This window comes from Roseateles sp. (assembly GCF_039595295.1).
Lineage (GTDB): Bacteria > Pseudomonadota > Gammaproteobacteria > Burkholderiales > Burkholderiaceae_C > Roseateles.
The window spans coordinates 1-24,229 of record NZ_JBCNLU010000003.1 but is presented as its reverse complement, the minus strand read 5'-3'; the positions used below and the strand labels follow the sequence as shown (position 1 = coordinate 24,229).

The window sequence follows — 24,229 nt, the reverse complement described above, 5'->3', positions numbered from 1 at the left end:
GGCCCGCCTCACGGGATCAGCAGCAGCTTGCCCACCGTCGACCGGCTCTCCATCGCCTCGTGCGCCCGAGCGACCTCGCCGAGCGGGTACTCGGCGCCGATGCGCACCCGCAACTGCCCGGCTGCGATCCAGTCGAACAACCGCGCCGAGCGCTCACGCAGCAGCTGCGTGCTGCGCACGTGATCCATGAAGACCGGATAGCCCAGCTTGATGCTGCGCGGCAGCTTCATGACGTCGATGGGCGCCGGACCGCCCAGCACGGGGCCGAACCAGGCAAAGGTCCCCGACGGGCGCAACGCGTCCATCGATCCCTGGAATGTCGCCGGCCCCGAGCCGTCATAGACCACATGCACGCCGCCGTCGGAGAGCCGGATCACCTCGTCGGCGAAGCGGCCCTCGCGGTCGACGATCACCTGGTCGGCGCCGGCCTCGCGCGCAGCCTCGACCTTGTCCGCCGACGAGACCCGTCCGATCACGCGCCCGCCGCGCAGCTTGATGATCTGCGTCAGCAGCAGCCCCAGCCCACCGGCGGCGGCGTGGACCAGGGCGATCTCGCCCGCTTGCACCGGATGGAAGTCGGTGGCGAAGTGGCTGGCGGTCAGCCCCTGCATCATCACCGCCGCCGCGGTCCTGTCGTCGATGGCGTCGGGCACCGGCACCAGAGACGCAGCGGGAATCAGCACCTTGTCCGCGTAGCTGCCCGGCGCGTAGACCCAGGCGACCCGCTGACCCGGCTCGAAGTCCCGCACGCCCTCGCCCACCTCCAGCACTCGGCCTGCGCCCTCGACCCCCAGCGGCTTCGGGTACTGGAACTCCGACCAGAAGCCGCCGCGCCGCACGCCGATGTCCATGAAGTTGACGCCGGCCGCCGCCACCTCGACCAGCACCTGTCCAGGCCCGGGCACCGGGTCCGGACGCGACATCCAATCCATCACCTCCGGTCCGCCCGGTCGCGTCATCACCATCGCCTTCATCGTCGACTCCTTTAATTGAACAATCGTTCCACAAAAAACCAAAAGAAGGGGCGCCGAGGGGGCGCCCGCATTGATCGGCGACTGCCTACTTCAGCGCCTGCAGCGCGAGCCGCGCCATCGCGCGCAGCTCGGTGTCGCCGGCGCCGCCGCGCGCGGCCAGCCGCAACGCCGCGATGTTGGCGATCAGAAAGGCGCTCGCATGATTCGCGTCCACGCGAGTGGCGATCTCGCCGTCGGCCTGCGCCTGCCGGATCTTCTCGAGCAGCAGCGTCCGCATCGCCCGGCCGCCGGCTTCGCGAATGCGGGCCAGCTCCGGACTTCCCTCGCTGTCCGTGCCGAACTCCGCGACGCAGCTCACGCCCAGGCAGGGCATGCGTGCCTGCGCCACCACGCGCTTCATCATTCGCTCAATGCCGGCCAGCGCGCCGTCGCCGGCCTTGAGGGCGGTGATGTGCTCGGAGGTCTCGGTCTCGGCGTAGCGTTCCAGCGCGCGGCAATACAGCGGCCACTTGCCGCCGAAGGTGTTGTAGAGGCTTTGCTTGCCGATCTGCATCGCCTCGGTGAGCATCTCCGCGGACGCGCCGGCATAGCCGTGCTCGCGGAACACCGCCACCGCGGCGTCCAGCGCCTCGTCGGGATCGAACAGCTTGGGTCTGGCCATGGCCGCGACTGTAGCGCTTATTGGAATGACCGTTCCACAAATGAGGAAATGAGGAGCCCCGGTCGTCGGGGCTCTCGGCAAAGGCTCACGAAGAAGCCGGGCGCTCGCTCAGTCCCAGGCCGGCGAGAAGTCCGGATTGGCCAGGCGCTCGCCACGGTCCAGCGTGGCGATGCGCGCCATGTCGGCATCGTCCAGTCGCAGGCGCGGCGCGTCGAGGTTGGCGGTCTGATTGGCTGGTTTGGTCGAGGACGGGATCACCGTGAAGCCCTGCTGAAGCAGCCAGGCGAGCGACACCTGCGCCGGCGTCGTCCCGTGCTTGGCGGCGATGTCCAGCAGCACGGGCTCGGTCATGACCTTGCCGTAGGCCAGCGGCATGTAGGCGGTGAGCGCGAGATCCAGCGCCTTCGCGGCCGCGATGACGGCGCGGTTCTGCAGGAAGGGATGGATCTCGACCTGGTTGGTCGCGAGCTGATCCGGGCCGACCAGCGCCGCCGCCTCGCGCATCTGCGCGACGGTGAAGTTGGACAGGCCGATCGCGCGCGTCAGGCCCAGGCGCTTGGCGTCGATCAGCGCGTCCAGCGTGTCCTTCAGCGGCACCGCGTCGCCCGGCGACGGCCAGTGGATCAGCGTCAGGTCGACCGCGTCCATGCGCAGCTGGGTCAAGCTCTCGCGCAGGCTGGGGATCAGGCGATCGGCGGCCAGCGCCTCGATCCAGATCTTGGTCGTGACGAAGAGCTCGTCGCGGGGGATGCCGCTTTCGGCGATCGCCTGGCCGACCTCGGCCTCATTGCCGTAGATCTGCGCGGTGTCGATGTGCCGATAGCCGATGGACAGGCCGCTCTTGACGCTGTCGATGACCGTCTGGCCTTGCAGGCGGAAGGTGCCCAGACCCAGGACGGGCATGGGAATCGAGCGGGCGGTGATGGGGGCGTTGCTCATGGGGGAACTCCACAGAGAGAATGCGTGAGGGACAGACGGCGCATCGCGGCGCCGTTCAGGTGGAAGCGATCTCGGCGTCGCTCAATGACCGACGGCGATCGGTGCCGCGCCGGGCGCGCGCTGCGGCAGCGGGTAGCGGCGATCGAGGCGACCGGCCTGCACGGTCAGCGCGAAGGCGCCGAGCACAACGACCGCGCCGATCCACGGCGTGTGCAGCAGGCCCAGGTGCTCGACGATCAGTCCGCCGCCCCAGGCTCCGCCGGCGATGCCCAGGTTGAAGGCGGCGATGTTCAGGCCCGAGGCGACATCCACCGCCTTGGGCGCGTGGGCCTCGGCCTGCTGCACGACGTAGACCTGCAGGCCGGGCACGTTGCCGAAGGCGAAGGCGCCCCAGGCAAGCACCGTCAGCACGGCGGCGATCGGCGAATGCGCCGTGACGCTGAGCACGAACAGCACGGCGGCCAGGCCCAGGAAGATCAGCTTGAGCGCGCCGACGGGGCCGCGCCGGTCGGCCAGCTTGCCGCCCCAGACATTCCCGACCGCGACCGACACGCCGTAGACCAGCAGGACGAGGCTCACGCCGTTGGCCGAGATCCCGCTGATCTGCTGAAGGATGGGCGCCAGGTAGGTGAAGGCGATGAAGGATCCACCGTAGCCGACGGCCGTCATCGCATAGACCAGCAGCAGGCGCGGCTGACGCAGCGGCTCGAACTGGTGCAGCAGGCTGGCGCGCGCGGGCTGGGCCAGCTTGCGCGGCACGAAGATCAGGCTCGCGACGAAGGCGATCAGGCCCAGCGCGGCGACGGCGAGGAAGGTCGCGCGCCATCCGAAATGCTGGCCGACGAAGGTGCCCAGCGGCACGCCGGTCACCAGGGCGACGGTCAGGCCGGAGAACATGGTGGCGATGGCGCTGGCGGCCTTCTCACGCGGGACCAGGCTGGTGGCGATGGTCGAGCCGATCGAGAAGAACACGCCATGCGCCAGGCCGGTCAGCACGCGGGCGACGACCAGTGCGCCGTAGCCCGGCGCGAGCCACGCCAGCAGATTGCCGGCGGTGAACAGGAGCATCAGCGCGAGCAGCAGCTGCTTGCGCGGCCAGCGGCCCGACAGCGCGGTGAGCACCGGCGCGCCGATGGCGACGCCCAACGCATAGAGCGAGACCAGCAGCCCGGCCGAGGGCAGGCTGACGCCGAGATCGGCGGCCATGGTGGGGATCAGGCCCACGATGACGAATTCGGTGGTCCCGATGGCGAAGGCGCTGACGGTCAGCGCCCACAAGGCGATCGGCATGATGAGGACTCCTTCGGTGAGCTTGCGATGGGCGCCAGTGTGCGCATTCGCCGCTTGCGAAAAAAGCCTCGATTGGCCAAATGATTCTTGCCTACAAAGCAAATATGATCCGACGTCGTCCCAATCGGAAGCGGGAGATCCGCGCATGAAAAGCACCCTCGACGAACTCGCCGTGCTCGCCGCCATCGTGGACGCGGGCACGATCAGCGCGGCAGCCGAGCAGCTCGGTCAGACGGTCTCGGCCGTCAGCCGGGCACTGAGCCGGCTTGAGCAGAAGCTGGGGACGACGCTGATGCGGCGCTCGACGCGCCGCCTCGAGCTCACCGAGGAGGGTCAGTTCTTTCTCGCTCGCGCGCGCAAAGTGCTGGCCTCGGTCGAGGACGCGGAAGAGCAGCTCGCGCTGCGCCGCGATCAGCCGGCGGGGCGGCTGCGCATCAACGCCGCCTCGCCCTTCATGCTGCATGTGTTGGTGCCGCTGATCGGCGGCTTCCGCGAGCGCTTCCCGCAAATCGAGCTGGAGCTCAACAGCAGCGATCAGATCATCGACCTGCTGGAGCAACGCACCGACGTCGCGCTGCGCATCGGCACGCTGGCGGACTCCTCGCTGCATGCGCGGCCGCTGGGCAGCTTCCGGCTCAAGGTGCTGGCCAGCCCGGCCTACCTGGCCGCGCACGGCCGGCCGACCAAGGTCGAGCAATTGAGCCAGCATCAGCTGCTGGGCTTCACCGCGCCGGAGAGCCTCAACATCTGGCCCCTGCGCTGGTCCGGCGGCGAGGGCTATCCGATCGCCGCCACGCTCAGCGCCTCCAGCGGCGAGACGCTGCGGCAGCTCGCGATCGCCGGCCAGGGGCTGGTGTCGCTGTCGGACTTCATGACCGCGCAGGACCGCGCGGACGGCACGCTGGTGCAGGTGCTGGCGTCGCACACCGTCGACACGCGCCAGCCGGTGCACGCGGTCTACTACCGCAACACCGCGCTGGCCTCGCGCATCAGCTGCTTCCTGGACTACCTCGCCGAGGAGATGAAAGCCCTCACGGGCTGAGCCTCAGCCGGACACCGTCACTTGTTGACGTCCCCGATGCACAGGTATTTGGTCTCGACGTATTCGTCGATGCCCTGATGACCGCCCTCGCGGCCCAGGCCCGATTGCTTGACGCCGCCGAACGGCACCTCGGCCGTCGAGATCAGCCCCGTGTTGATCCCCACCATGCCGGACTCCAGGGCCTCCGCCACGCGGTAGATCCGGCCGATGTCGCGGCTGAAGAAGTAGCTCGCCAGACCGAACTCGGTGGCGTTGGCCATCGCGATGCCCTCGGCCTCGGTCTGGAAGCGGAAGACCGGCGCCACCGGGCCGAAGGTCTCCTCGCGCGCGCAGAGCATGTCGGCCGTTGCGTCGGCGAGTACCGTCGGCTGGAAGAAGCGGTCATGCAGCTTCACGCCGCCGATCAGCACCTTGGCGCCCTTCTCCACCGCGTCGGCCACGTGGCGCTCCACCTTGGCCAGCGCCGCATCGTCGATCAGCGGCCCCTGCGTCACGCCTGCCTCGAAGCCGTTGCCGACCTTGAGCGTGGCCACCTTCTCCGCCAGCTTGGCGATGAAAGCGTCGTACACGCCCGCCTGCACGTAGAGCCGGTTCGCGCAGACGCAGGTCTGGCCCGCGTTGCGGTACTTGCTGGCGATGGCTCCCTCCACCGCGCTGTCCAGATCCGCGTCGTCGAAGACCAGCAGCGGCGCATTCCCGCCCAGCTCCAGCGACAGCTTCTTGATCGAGGGCGCGCTCTGCGCCATCAGGATGCGGCCGACCTCGGTCGAGCCGGTGAAGGACAGGTGGCGCACGACCGGGCTCTCGCACAAGACCTTGCCGATCTCGATCGAGCGTGCCGAGTCGCCGGTGATCACGTTCAGTACCCCGGCCGGCATGCCGGCGCGCTGGGCCAGTTCGGCGGCGGCCAGGGCGGTCAGCGGGGTCTGCTCGGCCGGCTTGATCACCACCGGGCAGCCGGCGGCCAGCGCCGGCGCGACCTTGCGGGTGATCATCGCCAGCGGGAAATTCCAGGGCGTGATGGCCGCGCACACACCCACCGGCTGGCGGATGACCAGGTAGCGCTTGGTCGCGTCGGTCGTCGGCACGGTCTCGCCGCGCACCCGCTTGGCCTCCTCCGCGAACCACTCGACGAAGCTGGCGCCGTAGACGATCTCGCCGCGCGCCTCCGCCAGCGGCTTGCCCTGCTCGGCGGTCAGGATGCGGGCCAGGTCGTCGGCGTGCTGGATCATCAGGTGATACCAGCGCATCAGGATGGCGGCGCGCTCCTTGGCGGTCTTGGCGCGCCAGGCCGGCCAGGCGGCGTTGGCGGCGGTGATGGCCGCGTCCGCCTCCGAGCCGCCCAGGTTGGCCACATGCGTGAGCACCGCGCCGGTGGCCGGATCGTCGATGTCGAAGCGGGCCGAGCCGCCGACCCACTCGCCGTTGATCAGGGCGTCGGTCTTGAGCAGGCTGGGATCCTTGAGCTGCGTGAGCGGGGAGGTCTTGGTGTCCATCGTCGGTCTCCGGAGTCGGGGCGGTCCTGGTCCTGGCAGGGCACCCGGGATGCCCGAGTGCCCACATGCACGGCGGGCGATCCTAATGGCGTTGGCGTCAACGCCACGTGACGGACGCGACACCGGTGCGCCCGGGCGGGCGGGACGGGGTCGCGCTCCTATAATCGAAAGCTTCGCGAAATCAAGCGTTTGGCTACCAAAGGACAGGCATGAAAGCCGCTGAGATCCGTAACACCTTCCTGAAGTTCTTCGAATCCAAGGGCCACCAGATCGTCGCCTCGAGCCCGGTCGTGCCCGGCGACGACCCGACGCTGCTGTTCACGAACGCGGGCATGAACCAGTTCAAGGACGTGTTCCTGGGCTTCGACAAGCGCTCGTACTCGCGCGCCACGACGGCGCAGAAGTGCATCCGCGCCGGCGGCAAGCACAACGACCTGGACAACGTCGGCTACACCGCGCGTCACCATACGTTCTTCGAGATGCTGGGCAACTTCAGCTTCGGCGACTACTTCAAGAAGGACGCGATCAGCTTCGCCTGGGAGCTGCTGACCCAGCACTTCAAGCTGCCCGCGGAGAAGCTGTGGGTGACGGTCTACTCCGAGGACGACGAGGCCTACGAGATCTGGAACCAGCAGGTCGGCGTGCCCGCCGAGCGCATCGTGCGCATCGGCGACAACAAGGGCGGCCGCTACATGTCCGACAACTTCTGGATGATGGGCGACACGGGCCCCTGCGGCCCCTGCACCGAGATCTTCTACGACCACGGCCCGGACGTCGCCGGCGGCCCGCCCGGGTCGCCGAACGAAGACGGCGACCGCTACATCGAGATCTGGAACAACGTCTTCATGCAGTTCAACCGGACTGAAGACGGCGTGATGCACAAGCTCCCGAAGCCCAGTGTCGACACCGGCATGGGCCTGGAGCGACTGGCGGCGGTGCTGCAGCATGTGCACTCGAACTACGAGATCGACCTGTTCGTGAACCTGCTGGCCGCGGCCAAGCGGGAAGTCGACGCAGCCACGCCCGTCACCGGCGACTGCGACAAGGACAGCCCGTCGCTGAAGGTCATCGCGGACCACATCCGCGCCTGCTCCTTCACCGTCGTGGACGGCGTGATCCCGGGCAACGCGGGCCGCGGCTACGTGCTGCGCCGCATCGCCCGCCGCGCGATCCGCCACGGCTACAAGCTGGGCGCGCGCACCCCGTTCTTCCACAAGCTGGTGTCCGCGCTGGCCAAGGAAATGGGCGAGGCCTACCCCGAGCTGCGCCGCGAGGAAGCCCGCATCACCGAGATCCTGAAGCAGGAAGAAGAGCGCTTCTTCAAGACCATCGCCACCGGCATGGAGCTGCTGGAATCGGCCCTGGCCGGCGGCGCCCGGCAGATCGACGGCGAGACCGCGTTCAAGCTGCACGACACCTACGGCTTCCCGGTCGACCTGACCGCCGACGTCTGCCGCGAGCGCGGCGTGACCGTCGACGAGGCCGAGTTCAATCGCCTGCTGGAAGAGCAGAAGAACCGCGGCCGCCAGGCCGGCAAGTTCAAGATGGCGCAGGGCCTGGAGTACACCGGCGCTGCGACCGCTTTCCACGGCTATGACCAGCTGGCGCGCGAGGACGCGAAGGTCGTCGCGCTCTACGTCGACGGCAGCGCGGTGCAAAGCGCCGACGCGGGCGACGACGTGGTGGTCGTGCTCGACAACACCCCGTTCTACGCAGAGAGCGGCGGCCAGGTCGGCGACGCGGGCGAGTTCCGCAATGCCACGACCCGCGTCGTCGTCGATGACACGCTGAAGATCCAGGCCGACGTGTTCGGCCATCACGGTCAGGTCGTCGAGGGCACGATCAAGGTCGGCGACGTCTTCGCCGCCAAGGTCGACGCCGAGCGCCGCGCCAAGACGGTCCGCAACCACAGCGCGACCCATTTGATGCACAAGGCGCTGCGCGAGGTGCTGGGCGCGCACGTCCAGCAGAAGGGCTCGCTGGTCAACGCCGACCGCACCCGCTTCGACTTCGCGCACACCGCGCCGATGACCGCGGACGAGATCCGCAAGGTCGAGGCCATCGTCAACGCCGAGATCCTCGCCAACGCCGACGCGCAAGCACAGGTCATGGCCCTGGACGACGCGCAGAAGAGCGGCGCGATGATGTTGTTCGGCGAGAAGTACGGCGACACGGTGCGCGTGCTGAGCATCGGCTCGTCCAAGGAACTGTGCGGCGGCACCCACGTGCGCCGCACCGGTGACATCGGCCTGTTCAAGATCGTCGCGGAGAGCGGCGTCGCCGCCGGCATCCGCCGCGTCGAGGCCGTGACCGGCGACAACGCGCTGCACTACCTGCAATCGCTGGAGACGACGCTCAACGCTGTCGCCGGCACGCTGAAGGCCGCACCGACGGAAGTCGAGCTGCGCGTGCAGGCGGTGCTGGACCAGGTCCGCGCCCTGGAGAAGGACCTGACGGCCGCCAAGAGCAAGCTGGCCTCGGCGCAAGGCGACGAGCTGCTGTCGCAGGCGGTGGACGTCAAGGGTCTGAAGGTGCTGGCCGCCACGCTGGTGGGCGCCGACGCCAAGACTCTGCGCGAGACCATGGACAAGCTGAAAGACAAGCTGAAGACGGCGGCCATCGTGCTGGCGGCGGTGGACGGCGACAAGGTCCAGCTGGCGGCGGGCGTGACGGCGGACTCGATCGGCAAGGTCAAGGCCGGCGAGCTGGTGAACTTCGTGGCGCAGCAGGTCGGCGGGAAGGGCGGCGGCAAGCCGGACCTGGCGATGGCTGGTGGCACCGATGCGAAGGCCCTGCCCGCGGCGCTGGCCAGCGTGCAGGCCTGGGTCGGCGAGCGCGTCTGATCGCGGATTGACAAGGACGACGCCGCCGCGTCATACGGCGACGCGATGATCTGGGCCCGGCGGGGCCCGCGACAAGGGCCCCCTCGGGCTCTTGTGCTTTTTGAACTGGAGAGATGAATGACTGACACCCCGATGGCCGACGACGACATGGGCGTGACGCTGGACGTGGAGAATGCGCAGCGACTGGGCGAGCTGCTGGCCCTGCTGGCCGGCGCTGCTGACCAGGACGCGCCCGCGATCACGCTGGACACGCTGGACGGCTATCTGACCGCGCTGCGCGTGGGCCCGTCGGAAGCGGCGCCGATTCAGGCGATGGACGCGCTGTTCGGCGAGGACTGGCCGGCCGCGCTGGAAGAGCACGACCAGACCGACGCGTTCATGGACGCGCTGCATGTGCGCTGGAACGAGATCGGCGACAGCGTCGAGCCCGAGGCGCTGGTGGAGGCGCCTGAGCAGATGCACCTGGTGCCGCTGATCTCCGAGTTCGACGAGGAGACCAAGGCCGAGCTGCTGGCGCAAGGCGCGCTGACGGCCGAGCTGCTGGACCGTCTGCCCGAGCCGGGCACGATGTGGGCCCAGGGCTTCCTGCAAGCCGTCGACGATCACGAGAGCGACTGGCGTCTGCAGGACGGCGATGCGGCCGAGGACCTCAAGCTGATGCTGGAGGCGATCGAGGCGGTGACGCTGGACGAGGGCTCGACGCCGCGCGCCGAGTACATCGAAGGCGCCTACGAAGAGGCCGACGGCATCGACCAGAACGCGCTGATCGACGACATGCTGTTCACCGTGCAGGACCTGCGCCTGTTCTGGATGCAGCAGCGCGCGCTCAAGGATGCAATGGCCGACTTGGCCGCGAACGACGCGAAGCATTGAGCGTCGGGAGCTCAGGGAGCTCGAAGACCCTCTCCCCCGCCCTCTCCCGCAAGCGGGAGAGGGAGTAAGAAGAGCCCCTCCTTCGCACTCTGGCGGAGATGAAGCACGCTGAATGGCCCGCTTGCGCAGAGGGCACTGTTTGCCCCCTCGCCCGCTTGCGCAGAGGACGCTGTTTACCCCCTCGCCCGCTTGCGGGAGAGGGCTGGGGAGAGGGTCTTCTACAACCGCCCCTTGCAATTCGGCGCCCCACAGCGGCAGCGCAGCTTGCCCTCATGGTGGCTCTCGCCGTAATCGGCGCAGATCTCCTCGCCGGATTGGATGTCCCGCATCGCGTAGAACTCGGCCCGCCCCTGCCGAATCCGCAGCACCGCATTCGGCGCGCAGCTGTGATTCACATGACGCAGCGCGCCATCCGACTTGGTCGCGTCGATCGCGGTCTTGTTGGAGATCTCCACCACGTGAATCCGCCGCCGGCCGTCGATGCGCCGACGCGCCTCCCGCACCGACACGACCTCTCCCCGCATCTCGCCGATCTTGAGCCGCGCCGGGATGGGCTCGGCCGCGAAGACGCCCAGCCCGTCGATCGCGCTCGGTCCGACGGTCAGCGCGAAGCGCTCGGCCGGCAAGGGCTGCCCCTTCACACGCACCGGCTGACCGGCATGGCCGGCATCGGCTGCCGCCGCAGCGGCGGTGGCGGAGGTGTCCGGGGCAGTGGGAGCAACGGAACTCAAACGAGGCATGGCGTCGGCGTGCGGCCAAGCCGCGACGAATCGGGAAACGCGCATTGTCGCGCCGTCGCCACGTGAGCGGCCAGGCCATGGCGAATGGCAGGCTTGACGCCCTCGCAGCCCCGCCAAGATACTGGCCCGCATGTCCCGCGCCATCCGTCTAGTCGTCGTCCAGATGCAGCAGCACTCGCTGCAATGCTGCATGTGCACGCACACGACTGGCAGGTGTCGAACGCGGTAGACGCCCCGGCCCCGGAAGCAGAGCCCGACAGCTCCAAGTGCTTCCCCGGCCCAGATCCTCAGAGATCCCAGTCCCCTCCCCCAACAAGGCCCGCGCAACCCGCGGGCCTTGTTCGTTTCAGCCCTCGGTCCCGACCCCACCAGGAGACTCCGATGACGACCCCGAGCTTGAGCCCGCGTTCCGACGACCACCGCGATGTCCGCGACACCCATGTCGGCGGGTCCCCTCGCACCGACCGCCCCGCGATCCGCGTCGCCGACGGCATCACGCTGCGCCGCCCGCGCCCCGAGGACGCGCGCGCCCAGGCGGAGCTCATGGGCCACCCCGGCGTGCAACCCTGGCTGCTGCAGACGCCCTACACCTCGGAGGAGCTGTGGCGCGAGCGCTTCTCCAAAGTGCCCGACATGTCCACCGGCGAGCTGGTGCTGCTCGCCTTCGACGGCGATCGTCTGGTGGGCAACGCGGGCCTGCATCCAGTCGGGCCGCAGGTGCGCCGGCGCCACGCGATGATGCTGGGCATCGGCGTGCACCCGGACGCGCATGGGCGGGGTGTCGGCTCGGCGCTGATGGAAGCGCTGACGCGCCAGGCGGATGACTGGCTGGGGCTGCTGCGGATCGAGCTGACCGTGTTCGTCGACAACGCGCCGGCGATCCGGCTCTACGACCGCTTCGGCTTCGAGCACGAAGGTCGGCTGCGCGGCTACGGCTTGCGGCATGGCCGCTACGTGGACGTGTTCACGATGGCGCGTCTGCACCCCCGGCCGCCCGTGATCGAGCGCGCCGCGGAGTGAGCCGGCCGGGCCGCTCGCAGTCCGGGCCGGTCCCAGGCCGGGCGATCTCAGTTCAGCGTCAGGGCCGGCGGCGTCGAGGGCGCCGCCGGCTCAGCGACACCGCTGACCAGCCGCCACAGATCGTCGCCGTCCAGCAGCGTCAGCATCAACGGCCCCTGCCCCTTGAGCAAGCGCACCTGCGCCTGCGCGGCCCATCCGGGACGCGTCGGGCTGAGCTGCAACTGCTCCGCGCCAGCGACGAACACCTGACCCAGTTGCTGGACCGCCAGCACCAGGCGCTGTCCGGCGGCGGTCTGGCAGACCAGCAACGCGGCCTCGTCGCCGCAGGGCCGATTGAAGAGCAACTGCCCCAGATCCAGCACCGGCAGCATGCGTCCCTCGAAGCCCAGCATGCCGCGCACCGCGGCGGGCGCCTGCGGCCAGGCGGTGATGCGTTGGCGCTCCAGCGCCGCGAGCACTTGCAGCGCGGGCAAGCCCAGCCATTGATGGTCGACCAGGAAGCTCGCCACGTCGACCTGCTGCGCGCCGGCCGGCGCCTGCGGCACGAAGGCCGCCTGCCCCTGGATGCCCGCGCCGTCGGCGAGCCGCTCGCCCAGCGGCATCAGCACCAGCGCCGCCAGATCGGACGGATCTGGCGGCGTGAGGCGGCGGTACTCGCGATAGCCACCGGACATCGCCAGACCGAAGGCCTGCACGCACCCGTCGTGATCGAACTCGCCGGTGACCTGACGATCGGCCGGCAGGCTCTGCAGGGACGCGAGCGCCACCGGCGCCCGATCGCCCGGATGCCAGCGCTCATCGCTGCTGGCGACGACCTGGCCCGCGCGCGTGACCAGCAACGCGGCCGCACCGGCCTGCGCAGGCAAGGCAGCGCGCAGCATCGCGCGGAACTGCGGAGCGCCGTCGAAGACGACCGCGATGCCGCCCACTTGGCCGCCCACCTGGCCCCCACCGTCCGGATGCGGCACGCCGGCCGCGTAGACCAGGCACGGCGCATGGCCGTCCTCGCCATAGAGCCCGCAAGGCTCATGCGCGGAGACCACGTAGCGGCTGGTGTCACGCAGCCCGAGGGCGGCGCCCACCCACTCCCCCTGAAGCGAGCGACCGACGTGATGCGCCTGCGCCGGATCCGAGACGGCCACGACGCGACCGCTGTTGTCGAAGACCAGCAGCAGCGAGTAGACCGTGTAGAGCGCGTGAATGCTCGCGAGCACCTCGCTCGCCGCCGCGGCATCGCCGATGGCGAGCGCCTGTTGCAGGCGCGCGTCGAGCGCCCACCAGCGGCAGTCGTTGGCACGCTCGTAGAGATTGCGGTTCACGATGGAGATGGCCAGCTCCGCCTGGAAGCCGGCGGCATCGAAGATCGCGCCCAGCGCGCCGTCCTCGAGCTGCGCGATGGCGCGCTCGAACACCTGCCGCAACTGGTCGCCGGTGCGTTCGACCTCGTTGAGCAGCGTCACGGCGAAGGCGTTGCTCTCTTGCGCCGATCCCTGCGCCTGCGCGCGGCTCTTGAGCTTGCCGTTCCACAGCGAGCGCGACAGCTCCCGCTGAATGCGGCGCGCCTCGAGCGGAATGCTGCGCAGCTCCTCGTCGAAGAGCGCGCGCGTGTCGACCTGCCGGGCGCGCTCGTCCTGCCGTTCGGGCGGCGCGTCAGCGAACGCGTGCTGCAGCGGCTGCAGCATCTGCGCGGTCCAGCCGGGACCGAAGTAGCCCTCATAGCCGCTGGCGGCGCTGCTGCAGGACAGGTAGTCGCGCCCGGCGAAGTCCAGCCGCCAGCCCTGCGCCTCGCCCGCGTCCGCGAGCGGCGCGCCGAGCGGGATCTGCCAGGGATCGGAGGTCAGCAGCACGCGCCCGTCGCCGTCCTTGAGCACCAGCACCGAGCGCTTCACGCCCGCGCACAGCGCGCGGAACAGCCCCAGCAACTCGTCCTCCAGCTTGAAGGACAGGCACAGCAGACCGCGCTGACCGGAGGAGCCGGCCGTGCCAGAGGTGCCGCCGGCCGTGCCCGCGGGTTCGACCGCTGCGGCGTAGACGAGTCCCGCCTGCCCGCCGAGCAAGGCGGTGGGGCCATGGACCTCGACGAACGCGCGTCCGGGATCGAGCGCGGCGCGCAGGGCGGGTTCGTCGACCAGCGGCGCGCAGCGCGCCTCGTCGAGCGCGGCGATCCGGCGGCCGTCGGCGCTCAGCAGCACAACCTGGTCATAGACGGAGTACTTGGCGACGTAGGCGGCAAAGCGCTGTCGCAACGCTTGCAAATCCTCGGCGCCGGACAGCGCCGCGCGCAGCGGGCCGTCGCTGGCCAGGAAGCCGACATCGGCGGTGCGCTCGAAGAGATTGCGGATCAGGATGTCGATCGCGACTTGCGACCGGCCTTGGAGCTGCTGCACGGCGTTGCGCAATTGCCGCCGTGCCAGGCTGTCCAGCAGCCGGCCGGTGAGCGCCTCGAAGGCGCTGCGCGTGTCGGCCATGTCGGTGGCGGCGCCGCTCATCTGGCCCAGCAAGGCCAGGCTGTCCCAAGCGCCCTGCAAGCGCATCAGCGGCTCGCGGTACTCGTCCAGCAGCGGCATGGCCCCGATCAAGGGGGCGACTTCCGCGCTGAAGGGCAGGCCTTTTCGATAGACCTTGGTCATTCCCTGTTCTCCCAACTGTCACGCCCTCATGAGGCGAAGCGCGGGAGTGTGGCGGTCGACCGTGACCTTGTCAGGCGGAGAAATGCTCTCTTTTGAGCATCATCATCGGGAATCGCACAGCCATTTGGCGACAAGTTCCGAGCTGGTGCGGTAACGCCGCGAAACGGGGATGAATGCGGCGCCTTGGTGCGCGCTTGACCGTCGCTTGAGGGTCACTCGGTCATCGTGAGCGCCGCCTCGGCGGTGCGCCGCTGCTGCGCATAGACATGCGACTCGCCGTCGCCGGCGCGGCTTTGGGGCTGGGTGGTGACGTCGCCGCGGTCGGTGGGTGCGGGTTGCGGCGCCGCTGGCGGGCGGCTGGGCTGGCGCTTGCCGGTGATGACCAGTCGCGCCAGCTTGACCACCTCGCTGGCCTGCGCCGGCGCCATCGGCACCAGCAGCGCGGCGCCCAGCGCGGCGATGCCCAGACCGCGGACGGCCGCGCCCGTGGCGCGACGGGCGGCCATCAGGCTGGCGCCACCGCGCGGCACCCGCAACAGGGCTGCGGCAGTGGTCATCGGAACTCGTTGGCTAGCGATCATGGTCTCCCCGCGCGAATTCAGGATCTTTGCCGATCCTTGAAGGAACTTTGCGTCGATGGATGGAGTATCGAAAGTCAGCCCGGCCCAGACCACAGGGGGGCGACGAACTGCGTCCTGGAGCGCTTGACTTGCGGAATGCGGGGATGGGATCCCCCGGCACAATCGCCCGCCATGAATGCCCCTGTCGTCCGCAAGCCCGGCCTGCCGGCCACTACGCTCAGCACCGACCGCCTGCTGATGCGGGCCTCCACGTCCGCCCTGGCGGCGGCCGTCAGCGATTACCAGGCCCGCAATGCCGAGCATTTCAATCGCTGGGATCCGATCCGCCCGCCGGACTATTGGGACGTCGCGCCCACTCGGGAGCGCTTGGCGCAATACGAGGAGGCCTTCCAGGCCGGCACCCTCTGGCGCTACTGGTTCGTGCGGCCGGAGGCGCCGGACCGCGTGATCGGCCAATGCGCGTTGTCGCAGGTCGCGCGCGGCGTCTTCCAGAGCGCGATGCTCGGCTACAGCCTGGACGCGGCCGAAGTCGGTCACGGCCTGATGCATGAAGCCCTCAGCCGGTTGCGCGACGAGGTCTTCAGCGAGCGGGTCTGGCTGCATCGTCTCCAAGCCTCGGTCCGGCCCGAGAACGGACGCAGCCGCCATGTCCTCGAGCGTTTGGGGTTCGCGCGCGAGGGCTTCAGCCCGCGCTACCTCTACATCCATGGCGCCTGGCGCGATCACGAGACTTTCGCCCTGATCAACCCGGATTGGGGCGACCAGCCGCCGCCTGAGGAATGAGCTTGGGCACGGCGCCCTTGCCGTCTGCACCCCTTCTGCCGCCCGCGCCGGGCGGGCCACCCGGCGCCGTCCGCAAGCCTGCGCCGCGCACTTCGAACTTGACCTGCTGGAGGACTCGCCCCCGGCCGTCCAGCAAGGCCAGTTCATGGCGTCCCGGCATCGGCAGCCAGTTGAATGCCGCGCCGCGACCGATGACGCGGCCATCCAGCCGCCACTGCGCCGCCCCGTTGTCGAGCCGCCCTTCATGCGTGAAGCGCAAGCGCTGCGCGGTGGGCGGGATGTCCGGATCCAGCGCGTAGATGGCGCCGTCGGTCGGGTTGCTGAGCGTCGGCGTGACGGCGGCTCGGTGGATCACCGGCTGCTCCGTGCCGGCGAGGAACCACTCGCGGCGTCGCGGCTCGTCCTGGTCCTCGAAGCGGGTTTCGACCTGGACCACGCCCGCCGGCGCCTTGGCCAATGACGGCACGCGGCCCGCATGCAAGGACAGCATCACCTCGCGCCAGACCGGCGCCGCGCCGCTGACACCCGACACCTGCTGCATCGCCTGCCCGCTCGAGTTGCCGACCCAGACGCCGACGGTGAAGCGGCTGCTCCAGCCGATGCACCAGTTGTCGCGCATGTCCTTGCTGGTCCCCGTTTTCACCGAGGCCGGGAAAGGGAGCGCCAGCGCGCTCGACAGCCCGAAGGTCAGCGCGCGCGCGTTGTTGTCGGCCAGCACGTCGCCGACGATGAAGCTCGCTCGCGCATCGGCCACCTGACCCGGCCTAGCCGACCGCGAGGAAGCGGACGACAACGTGCCCTTGTCCTGAACGGAGGTCCGCGCGGGCGCCGCGCCGGGCATCGAGACCTCGCCGTAGCGACCGCCATTGGCGAGCGCGCGATACGCGTTGGTCAGCGCCAGCAGCGTGACGTCGGCGCTCCCGAGCGCCAGCGAGTGGCCATAGAAGCCGCCCGTCTCCGGCAGCTGCAATCCCAGCGCGTTGAGCCGATCGAACACGACCTCCGGCGTCAGCATCAGCGAGAGCCGCACCGCCGGAATGTTCAGGCTGTTGCCGAGCGCGGCTCGGGCGCTGATCCAGCCGCGGTAGTGCTTGTCGTAGTTCTGCGGCAGGTAGACGCCTGCCGCCGTGGCCACCTGAGCGGGCGAGTCATCGAGCAGGCTGGCCGCGGTGATCAGACGACGTTCAATCGCCAGTTCATAGAGGAAGGGCTTGAGCGTCGAGCCCGGCTGACGTCGTGCCAGCACATGGTCGACCTGCGCGGCTTCCGACAGCTGGCTGCCGCTGGAACCCACCCACACGCGGATCTCGCCGCTGGCGTTGTCCAGCACCACCACCGCGCCGTCCTCGACCTGCCGTCCGGACAGCTCGGCGAGATGACGCCGCAGCGAGTTCACTGCGCCTCGCTGCCAGGTCGCGTCCAGCGTGCTGCGTTGCGTCGGACCACCATTGGGCTTGAGCGCCAAGCGCGCGAAGTGCGGTGCCCACTGCGGCGCGTCAGCGACCGACAGCGCCTTGCGCCGCAGCACCGCGCCGACCTCGTCGTTCAACCCTGAACAGACCTCGCCCAGGGCCTTGAGCACGCCGCACGCGCGCGTGGCGATCACCTCCGGCGACGCGTTCGGCGCGCGCAGCATCGCCGCCAGCATCGCCGACTCGCGGGCATCCAGCCCGCCGGGCCGCTTGCCGAAGAAGGCCTGTGCCGCCGCGGGAACGCCGATCAACTCGCCGCGCAGCGGCACGCGGTTCAGATAGCCCTCGAGGATCTGCGCCTTCGTCCAGCGCTTCTCCAAACGCCCCGCCACCCACGCCTGCCCCAGCTTCTGCATCAGGCTGCGCCCGCCGCGCGAGGTCAGATCCTCATCCAGCAGACCCGCCAGCTGCATGGTCACCGTGGAGGCCCCGCGCGTGCGCGTGTTCCACAGATTGCCCCAGGCGCTGGCCGCCACGGCGGACCAGTCCACGCCGCTGTGCTCGTAGAAGCGCTGATCCTCGGAGACCAGCATCGCTCGCAGCAGTGACGGCGACATGCGTCCCAGCGGCACCCAGGGAAGGACGCGCCGGTCCGCGTGCAGACGCAAGGTCTGCAGCGGCTCGCCTCGACGGTCCAGCAAGGTCAGGTCAGAAACCGGATGCGCGGCACGCGCCTGCGCGAAGCTCGGCAAGTCGTTGGCCCGAGCGACCGGGGCCGCGCCCAGCGCGACGACGATCGCCGCCGCGCGCGCGGCCATGCCCGCGACGGCACGGACGCGCCTCGTCGTCACGGCGCGACCTCCAGCGTCACGTTCGGCGTCTCGCCGAAGCGATCAGGCGCGTACATCGCCTCCGCGCGCGTCGTCGGCATCTGGAATCGGCCGGCATTGTTCAGGCGCACCGTGTACTCGAGCACGTGATGTCCGCGCGGCAGGAAGCCGAAGTAGGCGCGCCAGGCGGTGAAGCTGCGCTCGATGAAGTCCGGCCAGGCCCGACCTTCCGCGCGCTCGCCCTGGCTGTCGATCGTGCCTTCGACGATGGCGGCGCCGGTCGGCAGCGGATCGCTCAGGACGACCCAGGTCATGTCGGCCGCGGCGTCGATCTCCAAGCGCACCCGCATCACGTCGCCCCGCGTCCAACGCGGCGCCGCCTTCTGCGAGACCGCCGTCACCGTCCGCTTGATCGCGTAGCCCGAGTTCAGCGGTGCCTTCAAGGGCACCGCCGCGAGCGCCTGCACCGTCGCCCAGGGCTTGCCCTCGCCGACCTGCGTGACGCTCAGCGTGCCGCTGGCCGCCGCCGGCCACGCGAGCTGCAGGGTGCCGCCATCGGGCTTCGCGCTCCAGTCATGCGCCGCCTGCGCGTTGCCGACCTTGGCCTCGGTCCGTCCCTTCACCGCCTGCGATTCGAAGCGCGCGGAGAACTTCTCCAGCGCCAACACGCCCCACAGGTTGGCCGTCGTGTTGAACCACGCCCCTCGCTCCTGACGCGCGAGCGCGCCCACCACCAGACGAGGAACGTCCTCCTTCCAGCCGGCGTCCTCCGCCAATGCGAGGATCGCGCGCGCCGCATCCGCATCGCCGCTGCCCATCAGCCACCACCATGAGTCGGTGTCCTCGTTGACGAAGCGCAGCGTGGAGCCGCTGAAGCTCAAGCGCGCGCGCAACTGGTTCTGCGCGGCGGCGATCTGCGCCTGGCGATTTGGCGCCTGCGCCATGCGCTGGTGAATCACCAGCCAATCGATCACGGCGCTGGTCGGCCAGCTCGTCAAGTGAGTCCCGTCCACCGTGCCCAACTGGCGCGGCGTCGCCTTGCCGTAGCGCGCCAACGCCGCCAGCGCGGCGACGCGTCGCGGCTCGTCGTCGGGACGCGGCGACCAATGCTGACGCTCGATGCGACCCTCGACGAAAGCCGCCAGCCCGTCCAGCGCCTTGCTCAGCTGAGCTGCCGGAATCGTGCGTCCGCCTTCCTGTGCAGCCGACAGCAGATGCGCCGTCAGCACGTCATTGCCCTTCACGATGTAGCGCGACAACGGGAAGTAGGCGAGCAGCCCGTCCGAGTCTTGATAGCTGGACAGCTGCCCCATCAAACCGTCCCAGGCGGCGTTGTCGTGCAGCGCCAGGTACTTGGAGCTCTGCTGCTCCAGACAGGTGAAGGGGTACTCTTCGAAGTAGCGACGGATGCCAGGGAGGGCGCTCGACAGCCGTGGCTGCAGACCGACGACCAGCCCGCCCTTCTTCACGCCTTGAGGCGGCAAGGCGTCCGCCGGCGCGGCGACGGGAATGCTCACCGGCCCGTCGAGCTGACGCAGCGTGGCCTGCAACACACGCAGCGGCACCGCGGGCTGGACCGCCTGCGTGGTCCGCATCGCGTCCTTCGCGCCGCCGGTGCCCTGCTCCAGCGCCTGCGCCTCCCACACGATGCGGTTCGCGCCCTCGGGAACGACGACATCCCAGGTCAGCTCCTGCGCCTGGCCCGCCGCGAGCTTCACCATGCGCGGCTCGGTGGCGACCGGCTGCTCGCCCGTCGCCATCGTCGCCTTGCCGGTCAGCGTGACCCGCAGGTCCATCGCCCGGTTGGTCGCGTTGCGCAGCGTGATCATCGACTGCACGCGGTCGCCCTCGCGGACCAGCGGCGGCAGCCCGGACAGCAGTTGCAGGTCCTGGCTGACGTTGATGCTGTTCTCGCCCGTTCCGAAGCGCTGCCCCGGCGCGTCCGCGACCGCGACCAACCGGAAGCGCGTCAGCGAATCGTTGAGCGGCACTTGCACCAGCACCTCGCCCTGCGCGTTGACTCGCACAGCGGGCTGCCAGGTGAGCAGCGTGTCGAACAGCTCCCGCGTCGCGAAACCGCCGCCGCCGCCCGCCGCCACGGCCTTCCGGCCGTAATGGCGCCGGCCGATGATCTCGCTCGTCGCGGTGGCGGTGGTCACGCCCCAGGAGCGCGTCTGGATCATCCCGTCGAGCAGTTGCCAACTGGGATTCGGCGCGAGCGCCAACAGCCCTTCGTCGACTGCGGCGAAGGCGATCTGCGCATCCGGCACCGGCTTGCCGTCCTGCGTCACGCGCAGCTTCACCTGCGCGCTCTGGCGCACGCCGTACTGCGCCTGCTGCGGCACCACCTCAACCTGAAGACGATGCCGCGCCTGACCGACCTCGATCGGCGCCATCCCCAACTTGAACGAGGGCTTGGACAAGTCGACCATTGCGGTCGGCGCTTGGTAATCGCCCGAGGCGCGCCACTCGCGCCACCAGTTGGTGGGCTCGCGCCAGCCCCAGCTGAAGAAGGAGTACCACGGCACCTCGCGCAGCCGCCCGCGCAACACCATCACGCTGACGTACACGTTGGGGGCCCATTCCTTGGCGATCTTCAGCTCGATCCACGGGTCGGTGCCGGAGAGCCGACGCACCTCGCTGTGGATCACACCCTCGCGTTCGACCGTGATCAGCGCCGTCGCGTCGCGATACGGCATGCGGACCTGGAAGCGCGCCGTCTCACCGGGTTCATACCGGCGGCGTTCCGGAAGCACGTCGATGCGATCGTCGTTGTCCTGCGAGAACCAGAGCTGCCCCGCGCGCGTCACCCACACCGAGCGCGCTGCCTTCGCGGTCCGCCCGCCGCCATCGGTGGCCGCGGCGATCAACTCGGTCTGGCCGCTGTCCTTGAGCGTCACCTCGCATTGCATCAGCCCCAGCGAGTCGGTCTTGCCGCTGCACAGCTCGCCCAGATCCCTGACCTGGCGCTGATGCTCGTAGCCGTAGAAGCCGCCGACCAGACGCTTGCGCGTGCTCAGCGTCTGGATCTGGCGCGCGCCGATGCTCACGCTGCGTCCAGCCACCGGCTTGCCGTTCATGTCCAGTGCAACGGCGTGAACGCGCAGCTTCTGACCGTTGGCGATCCAGCTGGCCGCACGCAGACCCACGATGACATCGGCCGGCCACAGCACTTGCGACGCAGCCCGGGTGTGGGTCTGCCCATCCGGGTCGCGATAGTTCATCTCGACCCGCAACTCGGTCGGGCGATCGACATTGGCTTTCAGCGGCACTTTGAACTGGACCGCACCCTTGGCGTCGGTCTGCAGCGCCAGCTTGTCCAGCAGCAGGCGGTTGCTGCCCGCCGGCGCAGCCGAGCCTTCGCCCTCGCCGTCCTCCTCGGGATTGGTGGGGGCGTCGCTCTCCGCACCTCGTGCGGCGGGCGGCTCAAAGGCGAAATCTTCATAGCCGGAGAAGTTGCTCCACCGCGGCTGCAACATGGCGCTCACCTCGATCGGCGACTTCGCCATCGGGCCACCGGACATGTAGTTCAGTTGCGCGCCCCAGGGCTGTTCCTTTGCACCGGGCGCACTGGTCTTGGGTGGAATCAAGCGCGCATCCACCAGCGGCACGCGGAACTCCTCGACGCGCACGCTTCCGCTGTCCCAACTGCGCTGCCCCTCGCCGCCGCCGGAGCTGCGTTCCAGCACCAGGCGATACCGTCCGAGCTTGGCGTCCGTCGGCACCTTCCACGTCGTCAACGCATAGCGCGAGCCCTGCCATTTCAGATCAAAGCTCGCGACGTCCTCGCCGGTGCCCTCAAACACCACCTTGAGCTTGTCCGGCAGTTGATCCGGCGTCGCGTCGTTGAGTCCCTGCAGCGTCTCGAAGCGGAAGAAGTGCTTCATGGACAGGGTCTCACCGGCGCGCAGCAAAGCTCTGTCCATCACGGTGTGAGCGCGGGCCTGCCGCTCCCGGTCCCACGAGATCGGCACATTGAAGCGCCAAGGCTCGATGCCGCGACTCCAGCCGCTGAACATGAAGGACTGATCGCTCGGACGACCGGCTTGATCCAGCCGCGCCGTGATGAACAGGCCTTGCTCGGCGATGCATTTGCCGCTCGACCCGCGATCAAGATTGGGTCGGTCGATGCGGGCGAGACCGTTGGCGTCGCTGCGGCCGGTCCAGAGTTGCTCGCCCTGGCAGCTGTAAACCGACACGGTCGCGCCCTCGACCGCGCGCCCCTTGTCCAAGCTGGTCACCCAGACCAGACTGTTGTCCTGGCCCAGCTTGAAGTGCAGCCCGAGATTGGTCACCAGCGCACCGGTCCGCACGTACATCGGCTGCACCGGGTCGAGCAAGGACTTCCCAAGCTGAGGCGACTTGAGTTCCAGCACGTGATAGCCCGGCTGCGACAGCGGAATGCCGACCACGTCGATCGCCTTGTCGGTGTTCGGCGCGGGCACGGTCATCGACGAGAGGCCAGATTCGCCCTTGAGCATCTCGATCTTGCGATCGTCCCATTCGCGCTGATTGGCCATGCGGCCATACCAGCGGAGGATCTCGATGTCGTCCGTCAGCCGCTTGACCTTCAGATGGCCGCCTGCCTTGGGCTGCAGATCCGCCTGCACATGGCGCATGCTGAGCGGCACCAGACTCTGGCCACTTGGCTCCCATTCCACGATGCCAAAGGGAGCCGCCGCAAACTTGGCCAGCGGAGGCGCCGTGCCGGTGCGGACCTTGAGCGGGAAGCTCGCGCCGTTGGACAACGCGCGTCCGCTCAGGTCCTTGACGCCAGAGGGCAACTCCACCAGATACTGCTGCTGCTCGGCAAGTGGCACAGGGAACTGAACGGAAGACAGCGTCGCGTTGCCCTCGTCGGCGTCGCTGTTCTTGGGCGTGACGGGCTTGATCTCTTGCCCATCCGGCGCTTTGAGCCGGACCTTGAGCGCGAGCTCTCGCGGAACAGGCTCGGAGAAGGTGACGCTCAGCGGACGAATCGGCAAGCAAGGCGCATTGGCGCGCTCGCGCTCGCAAGAGAAGTCAGCCGTCAGCGGTGGACGAACCGAGAAGCGGAAGCGACGCTCACCGCGCGTACGCACCGCATCGTCAGCAGCGCCTGCGATCCCTGGCCCCCACACCAGCGTGGCATCAGCCCCAGCCGGCAATGGCCGCTTGCAACCAACAAGCACGCAAGACTGTCCTCGAACCGCATCCATCTTCAGCGCCTTGAGGAGGGCCTCCTTCTCGGCGTCCGGAAACAACTGAGCGGGAATGCGTTCGCCGACAGCCTGCGACTCGCACCAAAGGTTGCTCGCCACGGTCGAGAGCTTGGCCTCTCCGGTCAGCTGCAGCAGAAAGCGCTGGTCTTCCTCGATCCGAGCCCCTTCCCAGGGGCGAATCTGTCGCACGGTCGGCGCAGCGATCTGGAAGCCGAACTCGCGACGTCCGACCCAGCTGCCCGACGCATTTGGAGCGGTCGGTCGAAAATCAGCCTTGACCCGAATCCGACAATTCGCACCCGCAGGCAAGGGGCGGACGAAATCGAAGACCCATTCGCGATCGCTGGTCCAACGACCGGTGCCCTTGACCTCAACCTTCCCGCATTGAATCTCGACAGGGTCCGGCAAACGGGGATCGCCGAACGCCGCAGTCGGCTCCTTGAACCTGACCGCCACATTCTGGACCTGACCAACTTCGCCTTGGGGCGACACCTGCAGTAACTCGACCGCTCCCACCGTCTGAAGCCAGCTCGCGCCGAACATAGTCAGCAAAACAGCTTGCCACCAGCCCCGTTGAATGTCTCCCAGTCGCCGCATATGCCTCCCGCGCGATCTCGCATCGAAGGGGAGAAGTCTATGCCGGAGCGGGAGAGAAAACAGTCCCTCATAAGGGGCGACCTCTTACCCGCTGAAGAGGGAGATACGCAAACGCAGGTGACTTAAGTTTGTCCACTTCGAACAGATAGTCGATTCAACACAAACTCACGAGGGAAGTGAATAAGAGTTCCGCCCAAATGACAAAACCCCTCGCACATTGCTGTGCGAGGGGTTTGCTTGATATTAGCCTGACGATGACCTACTTTCACACGGGAATCCGCACTATCATCGGCGCTGAGTCGTTTCACGGTCCTGTT

At 68.9% G+C, this 24,229-nt stretch carries 15 protein-coding genes; 5 read left to right on the top strand and 10 right to left on the bottom strand.

All coding sequences use genetic code 11. From position 1 onward, the window contains the following. Window positions 1-8: 8 nt before the first annotated feature. The 4 genes from ABDW59_RS03310 to ABDW59_RS03295 form a co-directional block, all read right to left on the bottom strand. Window positions 9-974: a quinone oxidoreductase gene (locus ABDW59_RS03310; RefSeq protein ID WP_343628024.1), complete on the bottom strand. Its 966-nt coding sequence runs from the start codon at window positions 972-974 to the stop codon at window positions 9-11. Between the two features lie 85 nt (window positions 975-1,059). Then, window positions 1,060-1,635, bottom strand: coding sequence for a TetR/AcrR family transcriptional regulator (locus ABDW59_RS03305; protein ID WP_343628023.1), 576 nt, complete (start codon window positions 1,633-1,635; stop codon window positions 1,060-1,062). Between the two features lie 108 nt (window positions 1,636-1,743). After that, a complete protein-coding gene (gene dkgB / locus ABDW59_RS03300; RefSeq protein ID WP_343628022.1) occupies window positions 1,744-2,574 on the bottom strand; it encodes a 2,5-didehydrogluconate reductase DkgB in 831 nt (276 codons plus the stop codon). Window positions 2,575-2,655: 81 nt separating this feature from the next. Beyond that, window positions 2,656-3,864: an MFS transporter gene (locus ABDW59_RS03295; RefSeq protein WP_343628021.1), complete on the bottom strand. Its 1,209-nt coding sequence runs from the start codon at window positions 3,862-3,864 to the stop codon at window positions 2,656-2,658. A gap of 145 nt (window positions 3,865-4,009) precedes the next feature. On the opposite strand from ABDW59_RS03295, the gene ABDW59_RS03290 reads away from it, so the two are divergent. Continuing rightward, window positions 4,010-4,906: a LysR substrate-binding domain-containing protein gene (locus ABDW59_RS03290; protein ID WP_343628020.1), complete on the top strand. Its 897-nt coding sequence runs from the start codon at window positions 4,010-4,012 to the stop codon at window positions 4,904-4,906. 17 nt (window positions 4,907-4,923) lie between these two features. Here ABDW59_RS03290 and ABDW59_RS03285 read toward each other — a convergent pair whose 3' ends face one another. Further along, window positions 4,924-6,402, bottom strand: coding sequence for an NAD-dependent succinate-semialdehyde dehydrogenase (locus ABDW59_RS03285; RefSeq protein WP_343628019.1), 1,479 nt, complete (start codon window positions 6,400-6,402; stop codon window positions 4,924-4,926). Window positions 6,403-6,611: 209 nt separating this feature from the next. Here ABDW59_RS03285 and alaS point away from each other — a divergent pair, with 209 nt between their 5' ends. Both alaS and ABDW59_RS03275 read left to right on the top strand, forming a co-directional pair. Continuing rightward, window positions 6,612-9,245, top strand: coding sequence for an alanine--tRNA ligase (gene alaS, locus ABDW59_RS03280; protein WP_343628018.1), 2,634 nt, complete (start codon window positions 6,612-6,614; stop codon window positions 9,243-9,245). A 117-nt stretch (window positions 9,246-9,362) separates the two neighbouring features. After that, window positions 9,363-10,118, top strand: a complete 756-nt coding sequence (locus ABDW59_RS03275) for a UPF0149 family protein (protein WP_343628017.1) — start codon at window positions 9,363-9,365, stop codon at window positions 10,116-10,118. Between the two features lie 218 nt (window positions 10,119-10,336). On the opposite strand, the gene ABDW59_RS03270 is transcribed toward ABDW59_RS03275, so the two are convergent. Further along, window positions 10,337-10,858, bottom strand: a complete 522-nt coding sequence (locus ABDW59_RS03270; RefSeq protein ID WP_343628016.1) for an SET domain-containing protein-lysine N-methyltransferase — start codon at window positions 10,856-10,858, stop codon at window positions 10,337-10,339. Window positions 10,859-11,239: 381 nt separating this feature from the next. On the opposite strand from ABDW59_RS03270, the gene ABDW59_RS03265 reads away from it, so the two are divergent. After that, window positions 11,240-11,878, top strand: coding sequence for a GNAT family N-acetyltransferase (locus tag ABDW59_RS03265; protein ID WP_343628015.1), 639 nt, complete (start codon window positions 11,240-11,242; stop codon window positions 11,876-11,878). A 47-nt stretch (window positions 11,879-11,925) separates the two neighbouring features. Here ABDW59_RS03265 and ABDW59_RS03260 read toward each other — a convergent pair whose 3' ends face one another. Both ABDW59_RS03260 and ABDW59_RS03255 read right to left on the bottom strand, forming a co-directional pair. After that, window positions 11,926-14,508 carry a chemotaxis protein CheW gene (locus ABDW59_RS03260; RefSeq protein ID WP_343628014.1) on the bottom strand — a complete coding sequence of 861 codons (2,583 nt, stop codon included), beginning with the start codon at window positions 14,506-14,508 and terminating at the stop codon, window positions 11,926-11,928. Window positions 14,509-14,720: 212 nt separating this feature from the next. After that, window positions 14,721-15,065 (bottom strand): hypothetical protein, encoded by a 345-nt coding sequence (locus tag ABDW59_RS03255; protein WP_343628013.1) that lies wholly within the window; start codon window positions 15,063-15,065, stop codon window positions 14,721-14,723. A 195-nt stretch (window positions 15,066-15,260) separates the two neighbouring features. Between ABDW59_RS03255 and ABDW59_RS03250 the strand changes: the two genes are divergently transcribed. After that, a complete protein-coding gene (locus ABDW59_RS03250) occupies window positions 15,261-15,872 on the top strand; it encodes a GNAT family N-acetyltransferase (protein WP_343628012.1) in 612 nt (203 codons plus the stop codon). Here ABDW59_RS03250 and pbpC read toward each other — a convergent pair. Together pbpC and ABDW59_RS03240 are read right to left on the bottom strand one after the other, a co-directional pair. After that, the gene (gene pbpC / locus ABDW59_RS03245) at window positions 15,832-18,135 is read right to left on the bottom strand and encodes a penicillin-binding protein 1C (protein WP_343628011.1); all 2,304 of its coding nucleotides are present in this window, start codon (window positions 18,133-18,135) and stop codon (window positions 15,832-15,834) included. The two genes, ABDW59_RS03250 and pbpC, sit on opposite strands and share 41 nt — an antisense overlap. Further along, a complete protein-coding gene (locus ABDW59_RS03240; protein ID WP_343628010.1) occupies window positions 18,132-23,099 on the bottom strand; it encodes an alpha-2-macroglobulin family protein in 4,968 nt (1,655 codons plus the stop codon). Before ABDW59_RS03240 ends, pbpC begins: the two co-directional genes overlap by 4 nt. Between the last annotated feature and the right edge of the window lie 1,130 nt (window positions 23,100-24,229).